We start from the raw sequence: 13815 nt of genomic DNA, 5'->3' as shown, positions 1-13815 counted from the left end.
AACCTTGGAAAAGCATGGCCGTTACGGCGAGGCATGGTTATAGCCTTGCCTTACGATCAGGCGCGCGCCAGACGCGCCGAAAAGCACAGGAGTTGAGCCTTGAGGGCCATCGAGAAATTCCCCAACCTGGTGACGATGTTCTTCGCCCGCGCTGCCGAAAAGGGTGACGCCCCCTTCCTCTGGCGCAAAAGCGGCGGCCAATGGCGCAGCCAAAGCTGGGCCGAGGTCGCAGGCCAGGTCGTCGCGCTCGCCGCAGCATTGAAGGCGCAAGGACTGAGTCCGGGCGACCCGGTAATGCTGGTCAGCGAAAACCGTCCCGAATTCTGCATCGCCGACCTCGCGATCATGGCGGCGGGCTGTGTCACCGTGCCGACCTACACCACCAACACGACGCGCGATCATCAGCATATATTGACCGACAGCGGCGCCCGCGCCGTCATCGTCTCCACCGCCAAGCTGGCGCAGGCGCTGATGCCCGCCGTCGTCCGCTCGCAAGCCAGCTTCGTCATCGGCATGGAGCCTCTGCGCGGAGCGCAGGGCGGCTGCGCCTGCCATTTGTGGAGCGATCTGATCGCAGCCCATGCCGTCCGTGCCGCCGATGTCGATGCCTTCGCCGTCACCCAGACCGCCACCCGAAACGACCAGGCCTGCATCATCTACACAAGCGGCACCGGCGGCGCGCCGCGCGGCGTGATGCAGCATCATGGCGCGATCCTTGCCAATGTGGAGGGGGCGGGCAAGATCGTCGCGGAGGATTTCGGCTGGGGGGATGAGATATTCCTTTCCTTCCTTCCCCTCTCCCACGCCTATGAGCATAGCGGCGGCCAGTTCCTGCCCATGCTGCTGGCCGGGCAGATCTATTATGCGGAAGGTCTGGAAAAGCTGGCTTCCAATATCGAGGAAGCGCGCCCGACGATCATGGTCGTCGTCCCCCGCCTGTTCGAGGTGCTGCGCACCCGCATCATCAAGTCGATCGAGAAGCAGGGGAAATTTCCAACCTATCTGCTGGGTCAGGCCCTGCGCATCGCGGCGAAGGAGCAGGCCGGCAAGGGCTCTGTGCTCGATTTGCCGATGAAGCTGCTCCTCTCCCGCACCCTTATACCCAAGATCCGGGCGCGCTTCGGCGGCCGGATGAAGGCGCTGGTGTCGGGTGGCGCGCCGCTCAACCCTGATGTCGGCCTCTTCTTCGACGCCATGGGCCTCACTCTGCTGCAAGGCTATGGCCAGACCGAGGCGGGGCCAGTGGTCAGTTGCAACCGCCCCGCGGCCGGCATTGCGATGGACACGGTCGGCCCGCCCCTGGACGGGGTAGAGGTCAGGATCGCCGAGGATGGAGAGATACTGGTGCGCGGCGAGCTGGTCATGCACGGCTATTGGCGCAACCCGGCCGAGACGGAGAAAGTGCTGAAGAACGGGTGGCTCCACACCGGCGACATCGGTGAGATCGACGAACGGGGCCGCATCCGAATCACCGACCGCAAGAAGGATCTTATCGTCAACGACAAGGGCGACAATGTCTCGCCGCAGAAGATCGAGGGAATGCTCACGCTCCAGAGCGAGATCGGCCAGGCCATGGTCCATGGCGACCGCCGCCCCTATCTGGTCGGGCTGATCGTACCGGATGCGGAATGGACCCGCGAATGGGCGTCGGCGCAAGCTATAGCGCCCGACGCCGCCGCGGCCAACCCCGCCTATCAGGCGGCGCTGCGCGCGGCGGTGGACAGGGTGAACGACGACCTGTCGGTAATCGAGCGCGTCCGTCGCTTCATTCTGGCGGATGAGCCTTTCACCATCGAGAATGAGGAAATGACGCCTTCGATGAAGATCCGCCGCCATGTGATCCGCAAGCGCTACGCTGACCAGCTGGACGCGCTGTACAAGGGGTGAGGGATACGCGCCTGTCGAGGCCAGCAGTCTGATTGACCCGGCAGGTCGCCCCGCTAAGCCAACAGCATGACCGCCTTTCACATCCGCAGCTTCACGCCCGCAGACACCCAGGGCGTGATCGACCTCATCCTGTCGATCCAGCGCGAGGAATATGGCATCGACATCACCGCGCAGGACCAGCCTGATCTGTCCGAGATTCCGGCCTTCTACCGGAGCGGTACAGGCGATTTTCTGGTCGCAGAGGCGAAAGGCAGAATCGTCGGCACGATCGCGATGAAGGATATCGGCGCGGACCGGGTCGCGCTGCGCAAGATGTTCGTGGCCGCGCCCCGGCGGGGGCAGAAAAACGGCGTCGCCCAGGCCTTGCTTAACGCGCTGCTCCACCTTGCACGGGAACGCGGCGTCGCTGAAGTCCTGCTGGGCACCACCGATGCATTTCTGGCGGCCCACCGCTTCTACGAGCGCAACGGATTTATCCTGGTCAATGCCGATAGCCTGCCGTCCACTTTCCCCCGCATGGCGGTAGATAGCTGTTTCTATCGGTTGACGCTCGGCGCGCGCGGCTAGTCCGGAATATCGGCTTTTCTCCGCGCTGGCGGGCTACGTGTCAGCCCATCGATCGCCGCCCAGCCCTTCGCGCCAATGGCACGCAGCATGGGCTCATGCGCTGCGTTCACCCCTCCCAACGCCAGGACAAACCCGTCCGCCACCCGCGCCAGCGCCGCGAAGCGCACGCGGCCGAGAGACCGTGCCCCGGGATGCGACCGGGTTGGGAAAAGTGGCGACAGCAGGATCATATCCGCTCGCACAAGACGCGCCGCAGCCATTTCGCAGGCATCATGCGCCGGCGCGCTGCGGATCATGCCGCGCCCCAGGCGCTTCCTCCCATGGCCATGCCAGCCGTCAGCCTTCCAGGCGGCGGCATCCCGTCTGTCCCCTGCCAGCAGAAGCACCAGCCGCCGACGCCTCGCGATCTCGCGCACGGCAGCAAACAAGGCCCGCCGTCCGTCCCTTTCGGTGCGATAATGGCGGAAGATGATGCCCGCCCTGCCCTTCGGCAACCGCTCGGCCGCCTCCAGCAGCGCATCGTCCGTCACCCGCTCATCGGTGATCAGCCAGAGGCCGGGCAGCTTTTTGCGGTGGCGGCGGTGCATGGCCCTGCCTATAGCAGCGCGCATGACGACCGCCAGCATCCCCGATAGCCGCGACGCGGCCCAGCGCCTGGCCGCCGTGCGCGAATCCATCGAACGCGCCGCCCGCCTGACCGACCGCACCGCCGATGATGTCAAGCTCATCGCCGTATCCAAGACCCATGGCGCCGACGCGATCCGCCCGCTGATCGCGGCCGGGCAGTGCGTGTTCGGTGAAAATCGGGTGCAGGAAAGCCAGGACAAATGGCCCGCCCTGCGCGAGGAATTTGCCGACATCGAATTGCATCTGGTTGGCCAGCTCCAGTCGAACAAAGCGGCCGAGGCGGTCGCTTTGTTCGACGTGATCCACGGGCTCGATCGCCCCTCCCTGCTGACCGCGCTGGCCAGGGCGATGGACGTGGCGGGCAGGCGCATCCCCTGTTTCATCCAGGTCAATATCGGCGCCGAAGAGCAGAAGGGCGGCTGCGCGATTGCCGACACGGCCACGCTGATCGCTGCCGCGCGCGCCGCCGACATTCCGCTGCTGGGCTTGATGTGCGTCCCGCCCGCCGACATCGAGTCCGCGCCTTTCTTCGCGCTGCTGGCGAAGATGGCGCGGGAGGAAGGCCTGCCGCGCCTCTCCATGGGCATGTCGGGCGATTATGAGACGGCGATCATGCTGGGCGCGACCGACATACGCGTCGGCACGGCACTGTTCGGGGAGAGGCCCTCCCCCGCTCGCCCGGTGCCGGCGAGCGGGAGAGGAATGCTCAGAAACTCCCGCGCAGGGTAATGCCGTAGGTGCGCGGTTCGGCGAGATAGGCCGAGATGAGCTGGTTCGCCATCGGCGCGCCCGCCGCGAACTGGCCGGTAGTCGACGTCGCCGGGCTGCTCGACTGGAGCGGGCTGGAGAAAGCGACCTGGGTATAATCTTGGTTGAAGATATTCTGGCCCCAGAATTCGACTGCCCAGCGCTGGTTCGGCCCGCGAATACCGACGCGGGCGTTGACGATGGCGTAGCCGTCCTGCGCCTTTTCGGGGAACAGGTCCGACCCCGTATTATAGTCGCTGGTCATGCGGCCATCGACATAGAAGAGGGCGGACAGACCCGATGACCCGATCTCCGGCGTCCATGCGGCACTGGCCGTCGTGACGACCTTGGGCGCGTTGCTGTTGATCGAGCCGGGCAGCAGGAACAGCGCGGGGTCGAGCGGCACGCTGCCGTCGCTGCTGCCCACCAGCCGGTTGGCGAACTTGGCGCTGGCATAGGTGAAGCCGCCCGACACGCGGAAATTGCGCGCCGGAGTCGCGGTCAGTTCCAACTCGATGCCCTGGCTGATCAGCCCCGGCCCGACATCGCCGCTGTCGCAGGTGCGCGTGGCGCTCAAGGCGCTATCGCAGCCATTGATATTCTGCACGACGAAGCTGGTGCCGTTGAAGGTGTTCAATTGGAAATTCTTGAACTCCTGCCGGAAGGCGGCGATGTTCGCGCTCCATTTGGGCTGGCTGTATTTCAGGCCCACTTCGAACGCATCGACCTTCTCCGCCGCGAAGCGCAGGCTGGTGACGTCGGCGTTGGTGCGCGGCGCGAAGACGGCGGGCACGGCATTCAGGCCCGTCGATCCCAGCTGGAACCGGTCGAGATTGTAACCCCCGGCCTTATAGCCCTTCGAATAGCTGCCATAGAGCAGCAGATCGTCGATGGGCTTCCAGGACAGCACTGCCGTACCGGAAAATTCGCCATCGCTGATCTTGTCATTAAGGTCGAGCGCATTGAGCGTGGTGGAGCCGTTGCCGAGGCATCCGAGGGTCAGGATGCCCCCGGCGAGCGCCGCCGCGCTGCCCAGCGCCGCATTGGTCGCGATCCCCGGCAGCGCCGAGGACTGGAGCGCCGCGCACGTGGCGTTATTGTTGTTGAGATCTGCAGAAAAACGCTTGCTTTCATGGGTGTAGCGAAGGCCGAGCGTCAGATCGAACCGGTTCGTCACATGAATGATATTATGGGTGAAGAGCGCCCAATTCTCGCTTTTCTGGCGATAGAGCGACGCGACATCACCGGTGCCGGCGGGGATGGCGGACAGCGCGCGCAGGCCATTGCCAAGGCCGGTCGATATGGCGGACGCCTGATTGCCTGCAATTATCGCAGCCTGCATCCGAGGAACGCCTTGAGCAATTAAGCTGTTGGAAATCGCCGTCGCAATTCCTCCATTCAATTGCGCCTGGGTGCCGGTGATCAGCGCCGAGGTGGCAAGACCGCTGCCGCAGGCCGCCAGTTGCTGCGCGGTGAAATTGCTGTTGAGGCTGGAGCCCGCCATCAGGCGGCAGGCGGCAAAGCGACCATAATCCGCGCCGAAGACGATATTGTCCTGCAAGGTCAGCTTTTCATTGGCATAATAGCCGCCGACCAGCCAGTCGAGCATGTCGCCGAAGGCCGATCCCTGGAGCCGCAATTCCTGGGTGAAGGTCTTGAACTGGCGATAGGTGTTGGGATCGCGATAGAGCAGGTCGGCGCGATTATAGTCATAATCGCCATAGTCGCGGGATTTATAGTCGCGATAGGCGGTGATGCTGGTCAGCTTGGCGCCCCCGAAGTCGTAATTCACCTCACCAGACAGGCCCCAGTCCCTGAGTTTGCTGACATAATCGCGACCCGGCGTGATGGACAATTCCCGGTCATAGGGATCGGCGGGGATGGTGCTCCCCTGCCCCGCCAGAATGGCCGTGATGCGGTTGAACGGGGCCGTGGTATAGCCGCCGCCCGCCGCCGGGCGCCGTTCGCTCGCCTCTATATAGGCCGCCCCGCAGCAGCTTTCGTCGCGATTGGTATAATCGCCGATCAGGCGGATGGAGAGCGCGTCGTTCGGCTCGATCAACGCTTGGCCGCGCAAGAAGTAACGGTCGCGGTCGTTGGTATCGCCGATCGTCGCGCCGCTGGCGTCCACCAACTTGTAGAAACCGTCGCGCTTCGACCACACGCCGTCCAGCGCCAGCGCGACGCCTTCGGCGACCGGCCCGGTCACGCGACCCGACAGGCGCCAATAGTCGTAATTGCCGTAGGTTATCTCGCCCTTCGCATGGAAGGTCTTTTCCGGCGCCTTGCTGATAATGTTGATGAGACCGGCCGACGCGTTGCGGCCGAACAGCGTCCCCTGCGGCCCGCGCAGCACCTCCACTCGTTCGATCTCGCCCAGTTCGTTGAGGCCCGCACCCGTGCGCGAGCGATAGACGCCGTCAATGAATACCGCGACCGAACTTTCCAGCCCCGGATTGTCACCCACCGTGCCGATGCCGCGGATACGCGCCGAGGCATTGGCTTCCGATCCGGTCGAGGAAACTAGGAGCGAGGGGGCAAGCTGGTTCAGCGTGCGGATGTCGCTGGCGCCGCTATTCTGCATCGCCTGCGCGCCCACCGCCGACACCGCGATCGGCACGTCGGACAAGGGACTGGCGCGGCGGGTCGCGGTCACGATGATGTCGGCGCCCGGCTCTTCCTCTGCTGCCTGCGGCGCGGCGCTCTGCTGCGCCATGGCCGGCGCGGTCATGGCCAGTGCAACGGCACCGACGCTCGTCAGCCAGAGACTCTTGTCTGTCATGATGGTCTGATCCTCTCCTGGCCCGCGCGTCTATCTGTCGCGTCGGGATGCGGGTGATTATGCTGCCACAGCAGGGACAAGGCAAGATACCCCAGCTTTTCCGGGCGTTGTAAACGATGAAGCGGGCGGATAATCATGCTGTGTTGCCTATCGGCCACGGCTTAATTTCCGGTTTCCGTAACGTCGCTTTACGATAAGGGAAAGCGCAGCAGCCGGTCCGCGACCGGCACCAGAGCGGCCGCTCCCGGTCCCACCGCCCGGCGAATCTCCCCATGACCCGCATCCAGTCCTCCCGTCAGCGCTCCCAGCGCGGGCAGGATCAGCTTGGTTGCCGATCCCACGAAACAGCGCCGCGACACATGCCGTCCGCGCAACGACAGGCGCAGCTTGGGGTGGAAATGACCGGAAATTTCGGGTCGGGGATCGTCCGGCTCCGCCTCATGCCTCAACCGGATTCCCTCGACCTCCGCCTCCGCCATCCGCCTTCCCCCCGGCATGGCCGTGACACCGACATCATGATTGCCGGTAATCCACGTCCAGTCCAGCCTTTCCGTAAGGGAAATCAACCGATCGCGCGTTTTCCGGTCGAGCCGCGCGGCACCATCGCTGTCATGGAAACTGTCTCCCAGCGAAAAAACGGATCGCGCGCCGGTCCGCGCCACCAGCGCCTCGACCATGTCCAGCGTCGCCTGACTGTCATGGGGCGGCAGAAACTGACCGAAACGGGCATACCAGCTCGCCTTCTCGAAATGAAGGTCGGCCACCAGCAAGGCGCCCTGATCCGGCCAGAAAAGCGCAGCCTCGGGCAGCGCCAGAAACTCATGACCTGCGAACGAAAGGGGAACCATGTCCCGCCTATGCGCCTGTCCGCCCCGGCTTTCAAGAGGCCGGCGGTTCGCTTATAGGCGCGCCATGTCCTACACCGTCGCCGCCCTCTATCATTTCACCCGCTTTGGCGATCCGCAGGCCATCGCAACCGATCTCAAGGCGCTGTGCGCCCATTTGCGCACCTGCGGTACGCTGATCGTGGCGGGGGAAGGGATCAACGGAACCGTCGCCGGGGATGGCGACGCCATCGCCGCGTTGGTCGCGCATATCCGCGCCCTGCCGGGCTGCGCCGAACTCGACGTCAAATATTCGCAGGCGCAGGCAGCGCCTTTCGCCCGGATGAAAGTGAAGGTGAAGGCAGAGATCGTCACGCTGGGCGCCGGCGACCTCGATCCGGCGACCCGGGCGGGCACGCATCTCGACCCGGTCGCATGGAACGCGCTGATCGCCGATCCCGAGACGGTCGTCATCGACACCCGCAACGCCTATGAGGTCGCCTGCGGCACCTTCGATGGCGCGATCGACCCGGCCACCCGCTCCTTCCGCGACTTTCCCGCCTGGTTTGACGATTTCGCCGCCGACCTGAAGGCGCAAGGCCGCACGCCCAGGATCGCCATGTTCTGCACCGGTGGGATACGCTGCGAGAAATCGACCGCACTGGTAAAGGCGCGGGGTTTCGACGAGGTCTATCACCTCAAGGGTGGCATCCTGCGCTATCTGGAGGAGATGCCGGAGGCTGACAGTCGCTGGCAGGGCGATTGCTATGTCTTCGACGAGCGGGTGACGGTGGGGCATGGCCTCAAGCCCGGCGATTATGTCACCTGCCGCGCCTGTGGCTTGCCCCACCCGCGCGATGTCGCGCATGACTGTCCGGGCGACGCATCGGGCGCCTGGCCGCACCGGAACTAGGCTGGCGTCTCGACCAGTTCGGCGATCTCGAACCGGTAGCTTTTCCACCCCCGCATCCGCGCGCCGTCGGCCGCCGGCCCCTTCAGCTTCTTCGCCTCGGCGAGGGAGCGTGTATGGCCCCAGAAAACCTCGGTCTTGCCATTGTCCAGTTCGGCGACGATCCGCCAATAATGGGTGAAGGGGTCGGCCGTCGGCCCGATCGTCTTCACATAGCCATCCGGCATGGTCGCCGTCAGATAGCGTTTCCGGCGCGCCATATCCCCTAACCCCGATAGCGATGCAGGCCCGCGCCATGTGCCCGCAGCCATTCGCGCGCGGGCCGGGGATCGGCACCGTAGATACGGCGGTGCGCGGCGTGGAACGCCTGGCTATGGTCCATGTGCAGCAGGTGCGCCAGTTCATGCGCCACCGTCGCCCGCCGAACCTCCGGCGGACAGAGGATCAGCCTCCAGCTATAGCGGATCGCGCCGGAAGAGGTGCAACTGCCCCAACGGCTGCGCGGATCGCCGACGCCGACCGAGGCGACGATCAGTCCATGCTCGCGCGCCAGTTCATGACTTTCGGTCTCCAGCACCGCCTTGGCGCGGGCCACCAGCCAGCGTTGGACGCGCGCGCCGACCGATTCCGTCGCCCCGCCCAGCAGCAGCCGGTCGCCTTCCAGGCGAATCGTGCGCGTCGCACCCTCGACCCAGACAATTTCGATTTCGCGCCCCTCCAGCGGGAAGGTCGCGCCATGTGCCAGCTGCGTCACGACCGGCTGCTTCGCCATCTGCGCGCGCACCCAGGCTTCATGGTCCTGCGCCCATCCCAGCGCCTTCTTGAGGTTCGCGCGCGCAGGCAGCGACAGTCGCAATTCACCGCGGGCGCTGTCGATCGTCAGCCGATAGGCCCGCGCCCGCGCGGACCGGCGCACCCGCACCGGCATCGCGGCGCCGTCGATCAGGATCGCCGCGTCAAATGTCTCGGTCGACAAGATGATGTTCCCAATCGCCCGCATCGGCTTCGGCCACCGTCCAGCCGCGGACCGACTCCCCGGCGCGATGGACCGCCTCCCGGTCGCCGCAGACCAGATAATGCCACTCCGGCAGCGGCAAGCCTTCCCCCCGCAACCGATAGGCGCAGGTACGGGGCAGCCAGCTGATCTGTTTCACCTTGGTCGGAGTCAGCCGCACGCAATCGGGAACGAATGTGCGCCGATCCTTGTAGTTGCTGCATTGTCCGCTCTGCCGGTCGAGCAGGCGGCAGGCGACATTGGTGGGATAGATATGCCCCGTATCCTCGTCCTCGGCCTTGTGCAGGCAGCATTTGCCGCAGCCGTCGCATAGCGCCTCCCATTCGGCACGGTCGAGCTTGTCGAGGGGCTTGTCCCAGAAGTTCGTCACTTGACCCATTTTTCAAGGAAGGCGAGCACCTTGTCAGGTGCGCCCTCGTCCGTATCCGGCGTGCCCGGATCATCCACTGGCACCAGCGCAACCGGCTTGCCGTCGCCATCGAACAGATAGGGCGTGCGGCTGTGGCTGACCAGATAGTCGCTTGTGCCGCCGGTCTTTTCCGGGCTGCTCTTTTCCGGATTATAGATCACCACGAAATCCCTGGCGACCTTCGCGATCTGTTCTTTCGTGCCGGTGAGGCCAATCAGGCGCGGGTGGAAGGCCGCGACATAGGTCTTGAGTATCTCCGGCGTGTCGCGGTCGGGATCGACGCTGATAAGCATGGGCTGCACCTTGGCCGCCAGCGCAGGCTTGTCCTTCTCGAACCGGGCGAAGGCCTGCATGATCTTTTGCAGATCGACCGGGCAGACATCCGGGCAATAGGTGTAGCCGAAATAGACGAGGCGATACTGCCCCTTGTAATCGTCCCAACGCGCAGGCTGGCCATCCTGGTCGGTCAGGGTGAAGGGCGCGCCGATCCTGGCGCCGGCCAATTCGCCCGGCTCGCTTGATCCGCTTGATCCATTGCCACCCGCGCCCATATTGCAGGCGGCCAGCAGGGCGAGCATTGGCAGGGCGAAGGCGGAGACGGCTTTGTTCATGGCGTGGCCAGCCATGCCCTGCTAGGACGCGATTTGCAATGCAACGGGGCGCCAAGATGAAGACGAAGTTCCTTTCCGCTTTCCTGGGTTCGATGGCGCTGGCACTGCTGGTCCCGGGACCGGCCCAGGCCCAGTTTTCGGACAATTATAATTTCCTGAAGGCGGTCAAGGACAAGGACGGTCAGAAAGTCACCGACTTCATCCAGAAGCCCGGCTCCACCGTCATCAACAGCCGCGATGTGTCCACCGGCGAAAATGCGCTCCACATCATCGTCGCCCGCCGCGACGCGACCTGGCTGACCTTCCTGCTCGCCAAGGGCGCCAACCCCAACCTGACGGACAATGACGGCAACACCCCGTTGATGGACGCGGTGCAGGGCCGGTTCGAGGAAGGGGTGCGTACCCTGCTGAGCTACAAGGCACAGGTCGACAAGACCAATGACAGCGGCGAAACGCCGCTGATCCGCGCGGTGCAACTGCGCGACGTCGGCCTCGTCCGCCTGCTGGTTGCGCAGGGCGCCAACCCCGACAAGCGCGACACCATCGCCGGCATGTCCGCCCGCGACTATGCGGCCCGCGACAATCGCACGCCCGGCCTCAGCGAAGCGCTGGACGCCGCCAAGGGAAATGGCGTCAAGCCGACAGGACCTGTACAGGGTCCGGTATTCTGACCACCTAAAAGCCCGATAGTACAGAGACAAGATTATCCGCCCCCGGCGCGGGAGAGGATGATCTGGTCTCTACCATCCCAGTTCCGCTGCATGATCCGGGTCGCCAAGCGCGGTCAGCCGCCGGGCCGCGCGCCGGGCGAAGCGCAGCGTCTCCGCCTTGCGCCGCGCCGCCGCCAGCGGCTCGACCGGCGCGGGCCGCACCAGTTCGGCATCATATTGGTCGGCGACGATCAGGCCCGTGCGAGCAGGCCACAGCGCCTCACTGTCGAACAGAGTCAGGTCGAACCCCGCCGGCACCGCCCAGAAAAAGCGGTCGCAATAATCGAAATAATCGGGCCACTTCATGTCGCCCAGCAGGTCCGCGCGGCTGCACTTGATCTCGACGATGGTGAGCCGCCCGGCACCGTCGATTGCCATGATGTCGGCGCGCCGGCCATTGGGGAGCGGCACTTCCAATATCCCGCTCATGTCATGGCGGAAGAAGAGGCGCAGCGTGCCCCGCGCCACCGCCAGCGCAGTGCCGTCGGTCAGCGGAGAACAGGCATCTGCAGGAACGGTGCTCATGCCCCATATTAGAACATTATGGGAACAAAAGAAAAGGCCGATTCGGTGATCCCGAACCGGCCTACCATATCGTTCGCCTGCGCTCCGCCAGCGATGGGCGGCTATCTCAGCGATAGAAGACGTGATTGTCGATCGACGCCAGCCGGGCCTTGCCCCAGCCCGGCGACACGCGGCGCGCATGGAAATAGAGTGCGCCTTCGGCCAAGCTGTCCCAGCTGTCGTTGGCAGCGATCTGGGCGATGGCGACGGCCTGCCGCCAACCGCGGCCTTCCGTGCGAATCGGGGGCATACCGCCGCCGCGCACGAAGCTGAACTGGCTCGGCTGATAGACGACGCCGCAAAGGCTGCTGGCGAAGCGGCCGGACTTGGCGCGGTTGATAATCACGCGCGCGACGGCCAGCTGGCCTTCCAGGCTTTCGCCCTTGGATTCGAAATAGACCGCTCCGGCCAGGCACTTCATATCGCCGTCCAGCTCCTCGGGTTCGCCTTGGGCGTCGACCAGAGCAGCGAGGCTGTTCGCCTGAAAATCGGAATCGGTGGAAAAACCATTGTCGGCCCTGGGGGCCGAAGCCAGCGGCTGCGCGATTTCGCGCGGCGCGGCGAAGACGACAGCGGGCTTAGCACCGGCGTGGTTCGTCTGGGGAAGAGAAGCAACCGAGGCGACAGATTCACCTGCGATCGACATGTCGGAAGCGGACACCGCAGCGGCGGTGGACAGGGCAAAGGCTGCTAAGATCGCAGCTTTCAGGCGGAAACTCATCGTGGCTCAAAGACATGCGGTTCTTGGCCGGGGCGTCGTCATTTAACCCATATTCACCGCGACGACCGGCCGCCCCCCGTCTGCGTGTTTACCGCGCCCGCCCCCCATTGGGCGAATTCGGCAACCTGCGCGTTGGCGTTGGGCGCCTCTGCACGGCTCATGACGATGAGTCAACGATCAGCAAATCGTTTCAGCGGCGAAGCGTTCCGCTTCTGGGACATCGAGTTCGATCAGCCACAGGTCGGGGTCCGCCCTGCGCCGTCGCGTCACATAATGTGACAGCGACTCCGAACCCTCTGCAGGAGAGGGTCCACAGCGCATCAACGCATAACCTCCGGCAAAGTTCGGCACTCGCTCAAAAAGACCAGTTTCCTGACCTTTTTCAAGTGTTTGCACCAGGATAACGCCGCTGATTTCGTCACCCTTGGCCAGCACCGTCGCGAAGCCGCCCGCCGCGGCGACGCGGCGCCGCAGCGCGCCGACGAGCATGGCGCTGGTCAGCCGGGCGGTGGGATCCGATTCAGGCGCCATATCCCGGGAGCGATGACAGCGGAAATTGCGAGCGCATGAAGGTGCCGGTGCCGCGGCCCACCTCCTCGCCGGTGGAATCGATCAGGCTCGCCTCGGCGACATAGACGCGGCGCTTGCCGCTGATCCAGCGGCCCTCGGCGCGGATTCGCCCCGGACCGATCGGCCGGGTGAAAAGCAGGTTGAAGGCGGTGGTCAGCAGGAAGCGATCGCTGACCAGGCTGTTGGCGGCGTAGAAGGCCGCATCGTCCAGCATCTTGAAATAGACGGTGCCATGCACCGCGCCTGCGGCGTGGAACTGGCTTTCGTCAACGTCAAAGTCGATGACCGACCGGCCAGGCTCGGTAATGGTCAGATCCGACCGGAACATCCGGTTGATCGGCGCGGAACGGTAAAGCTGTTCCAGCGCGCGAAAATGCGCCGCCTCGCCGCTGGGCGCCTCAGGCTGCGTCACGCGCCTCGCCGCCCGCGAGCAGTGCGTGCAGCGCTTCGGTGGAACCCGCGCCCCGCAATCGCACGACATTATTCTCATCGCGCAGATAGCGCGACACGCGCGCCAGCGTCTTGAGATGCTCCGCGCCGCTGTCGACCGGCGACAGCAGGGCGAAGACGATATCGACCGGCGCCTCGTCGACCGCGTCGAACGGCGCAGGCGGATCGAGCAGCACGACGACGCCGCACATCCTGGAAAGATCGGGTATCTTGGCGTGGGGAATGGCGACCCCGCCGCCGAAACCGGTCGACCCGAGCCGTTCACGCTCGAACAGCGCGTCAGCGACGCTATCGGCGTCAAGGCCGTAAGCGCCGGCGGCAAGCGCGGCGATTTTCTGGAACAACTGCTTCTTGCCGTTCACCGACAGGCTCGTGGCAAGCGCGTCAGGCGAAACGATATCGTTGAAATGCACCATGACAA

General features: G+C 64.8%; 17 protein-coding genes. 5 read left to right on the top strand and 12 right to left on the bottom strand.

Going from position 1 to position 13815, the window contains the following annotated elements; genetic code table 11:
• Positions 1–135: 135 nt before the first annotated feature.
• Entirely contained in the window at positions 136–1887 is a 1752-nt protein-coding gene (locus tag K3M67_RS14500; protein WP_285832947.1) for an AMP-dependent synthetase/ligase, read from the top strand.
• 66 nt (positions 1888–1953) lie between these two features.
• A complete protein-coding gene (locus K3M67_RS14495) occupies positions 1954–2454 on the top strand; it encodes a GNAT family N-acetyltransferase (RefSeq protein ID WP_285831829.1) in 501 nt (166 codons plus the stop codon).
• Here K3M67_RS14495 and K3M67_RS14490 read toward each other — a convergent pair.
• Entirely contained in the window at positions 2451–3041 is a 591-nt protein-coding gene (locus K3M67_RS14490) for a thiamine phosphate synthase (RefSeq protein ID WP_285831828.1), read from the bottom strand. The two genes, K3M67_RS14495 and K3M67_RS14490, sit on opposite strands and share 4 nt — an antisense overlap.
• A 22-nt stretch (positions 3042–3063) precedes the next feature.
• On the opposite strand from K3M67_RS14490, the gene K3M67_RS14485 reads away from it, so the two are divergent.
• Positions 3064–3810 (top strand): YggS family pyridoxal phosphate-dependent enzyme, encoded by a 747-nt coding sequence (locus tag K3M67_RS14485; RefSeq protein WP_285831827.1) that lies wholly within the window; start codon positions 3064–3066, stop codon positions 3808–3810.
• Here the strand turns inward: K3M67_RS14485 and K3M67_RS14480 are convergent.
• Both K3M67_RS14480 and pdeM read right to left on the bottom strand, forming a co-directional pair.
• Complete coding sequence (locus K3M67_RS14480) at positions 3788–6610, bottom strand: TonB-dependent receptor (RefSeq protein ID WP_285831826.1); 2823 nt, start codon at positions 6608–6610, stop codon at positions 3788–3790. The two genes, K3M67_RS14485 and K3M67_RS14480, sit on opposite strands and share 23 nt — an antisense overlap.
• Before the next feature lie 188 nt (positions 6611–6798).
• Positions 6799–7458: a ligase-associated DNA damage response endonuclease PdeM gene (pdeM, locus tag K3M67_RS14475; RefSeq protein ID WP_285831825.1), complete on the bottom strand. Its 660-nt coding sequence runs from the start codon at positions 7456–7458 to the stop codon at positions 6799–6801.
• Positions 7459–7522: 64 nt separating this feature from the next.
• Between pdeM and trhO the strand changes: the two genes are divergently transcribed.
• Positions 7523–8347 (top strand): oxygen-dependent tRNA uridine(34) hydroxylase TrhO, encoded by an 825-nt coding sequence (gene trhO, locus K3M67_RS14470; protein ID WP_285831824.1) that lies wholly within the window; start codon positions 7523–7525, stop codon positions 8345–8347.
• On the opposite strand, the gene K3M67_RS14465 is transcribed toward trhO, so the two are convergent.
• From K3M67_RS14465 to K3M67_RS14450, 4 genes are read right to left on the bottom strand one after another with little or no spacing between them, the layout of a single operon-like run.
• Entirely contained in the window at positions 8344–8604 is a 261-nt protein-coding gene (locus K3M67_RS14465) for a hypothetical protein (RefSeq protein ID WP_066865837.1), read from the bottom strand. The two genes, trhO and K3M67_RS14465, sit on opposite strands and share 4 nt — an antisense overlap.
• Positions 8605–8609: 5 nt before the next feature.
• Positions 8610–9344: a M48 family metallopeptidase gene (locus tag K3M67_RS14460; protein WP_502958883.1), complete on the bottom strand. Its 735-nt coding sequence runs from the start codon at positions 9342–9344 to the stop codon at positions 8610–8612.
• Positions 9301–9738, bottom strand: a complete 438-nt coding sequence (locus K3M67_RS14455; protein WP_066865831.1) for a YcgN family cysteine cluster protein — start codon at positions 9736–9738, stop codon at positions 9301–9303. The genes K3M67_RS14460 and K3M67_RS14455 overlap by 44 nt, the downstream gene beginning before the upstream one ends.
• Entirely contained in the window at positions 9726–10394 is a 669-nt protein-coding gene (locus tag K3M67_RS14450) for an SCO family protein (RefSeq protein ID WP_066865828.1), read from the bottom strand. The genes K3M67_RS14455 and K3M67_RS14450 overlap by 13 nt, the downstream gene beginning before the upstream one ends.
• A gap of 41 nt (positions 10395–10435) precedes the next feature.
• Here K3M67_RS14450 and K3M67_RS14445 point away from each other — a divergent pair, with 41 nt between their 5' ends.
• Positions 10436–11050, top strand: coding sequence for an ankyrin repeat domain-containing protein (locus K3M67_RS14445; RefSeq protein ID WP_157102680.1), 615 nt, complete (start codon positions 10436–10438; stop codon positions 11048–11050).
• Between the two features lie 69 nt (positions 11051–11119).
• Here K3M67_RS14445 and K3M67_RS14440 read toward each other — a convergent pair whose 3' ends face one another.
• The 5 genes from K3M67_RS14440 to K3M67_RS14420 all read right to left on the bottom strand — a co-directional run bounded on the left by K3M67_RS14440 (position 11120) and on the right by K3M67_RS14420 (position 13810).
• Complete coding sequence (locus K3M67_RS14440) at positions 11120–11614, bottom strand: MmcB family DNA repair protein (RefSeq protein ID WP_285831822.1); 495 nt, start codon at positions 11612–11614, stop codon at positions 11120–11122.
• 106 nt (positions 11615–11720) lie between these two features.
• Positions 11721–12374: a cell wall hydrolase gene (locus K3M67_RS14435; protein WP_066865818.1), complete on the bottom strand. Its 654-nt coding sequence runs from the start codon at positions 12372–12374 to the stop codon at positions 11721–11723.
• A gap of 177 nt (positions 12375–12551) precedes the next feature.
• Positions 12552–12905, bottom strand: coding sequence for a DUF1491 family protein (locus K3M67_RS14430; protein WP_066865815.1), 354 nt, complete (start codon positions 12903–12905; stop codon positions 12552–12554).
• Positions 12895–13425: a PaaI family thioesterase gene (locus K3M67_RS14425; protein ID WP_066865811.1), complete on the bottom strand. Its 531-nt coding sequence runs from the start codon at positions 13423–13425 to the stop codon at positions 12895–12897. The genes K3M67_RS14430 and K3M67_RS14425 overlap by 11 nt, the downstream gene beginning before the upstream one ends.
• Positions 13343–13810: a PTS sugar transporter subunit IIA gene (locus tag K3M67_RS14420; RefSeq protein ID WP_066865984.1), complete on the bottom strand. Its 468-nt coding sequence runs from the start codon at positions 13808–13810 to the stop codon at positions 13343–13345. The genes K3M67_RS14425 and K3M67_RS14420 overlap by 83 nt, the downstream gene beginning before the upstream one ends.
• Positions 13811–13815: the final 5 nt, after the last annotated feature.

Origin of the sequence: Sphingobium sp. V4, assembly GCF_029590555.1 — a bacterium.
GTDB lineage: Bacteria > Pseudomonadota > Alphaproteobacteria > Sphingomonadales > Sphingomonadaceae > Sphingobium.
Note: the sequence above shows the minus strand (reverse complement) of the source record. Positions and strands in the feature narration are given on the sequence as shown.

Coding starts and splice junctions, on each gene's coding strand:
- K3M67_RS14500 (WP_285832947.1), top strand. CDS start 136: ATGTTCTTCGCCCGCGCTGCCGAAAAGGGTGACGCCCCCTTCCTCTGG.
- K3M67_RS14495 (WP_285831829.1), top strand. CDS start 1,954: ATGACCGCCTTTCACATCCGCAGCTTCACGCCCGCAGACACCCAGGGC.
- K3M67_RS14490 (WP_285831828.1), bottom strand. CDS start 3,041: ATGCACCGCCGCCACCGCAAAAAGCTGCCCGGCCTCTGGCTGATCACC.
- K3M67_RS14485 (WP_285831827.1), top strand. CDS start 3,064: ATGACGACCGCCAGCATCCCCGATAGCCGCGACGCGGCCCAGCGCCTG.
- K3M67_RS14480 (WP_285831826.1), bottom strand. CDS start 6,610: ATGACAGACAAGAGTCTCTGGCTGACGAGCGTCGGTGCCGTTGCACTG.
- pdeM (WP_285831825.1), bottom strand. CDS start 7,458: ATGGTTCCCCTTTCGTTCGCAGGTCATGAGTTTCTGGCGCTGCCCGAG.
- trhO (WP_285831824.1), top strand. CDS start 7,523: ATGTCCTACACCGTCGCCGCCCTCTATCATTTCACCCGCTTTGGCGAT.
- K3M67_RS14465 (WP_066865837.1), bottom strand. CDS start 8,604: ATGGCGCGCCGGAAACGCTATCTGACGGCGACCATGCCGGATGGCTAT.
- K3M67_RS14460 (WP_502958883.1), bottom strand. CDS start 9,344: ATGCGGGCGATTGGGAACATCATCTTGTCGACCGAGACATTTGACGCG.
- K3M67_RS14455 (WP_066865831.1), bottom strand. CDS start 9,738: ATGGGTCAAGTGACGAACTTCTGGGACAAGCCCCTCGACAAGCTCGAC.
- K3M67_RS14450 (WP_066865828.1), bottom strand. CDS start 10,394: ATGGCTGGCCACGCCATGAACAAAGCCGTCTCCGCCTTCGCCCTGCCA.
- K3M67_RS14445 (WP_157102680.1), top strand. CDS start 10,436: ATGAAGACGAAGTTCCTTTCCGCTTTCCTGGGTTCGATGGCGCTGGCA.
- K3M67_RS14440 (WP_285831822.1), bottom strand. CDS start 11,614: ATGAGCACCGTTCCTGCAGATGCCTGTTCTCCGCTGACCGACGGCACT.
- K3M67_RS14435 (WP_066865818.1), bottom strand. CDS start 12,374: ATGAGTTTCCGCCTGAAAGCTGCGATCTTAGCAGCCTTTGCCCTGTCC.
- K3M67_RS14430 (WP_066865815.1), bottom strand. CDS start 12,905: ATGGCGCCTGAATCGGATCCCACCGCCCGGCTGACCAGCGCCATGCTC.
- K3M67_RS14425 (WP_066865811.1), bottom strand. CDS start 13,425: ATGTCGTGCGATTGCGGGGCGCGGGTTCCACCGAAGCGCTGCACGCAC.
- K3M67_RS14420 (WP_066865984.1), bottom strand. CDS start 13,810: ATGGTGCATTTCAACGATATCGTTTCGCCTGACGCGCTTGCCACGAGC.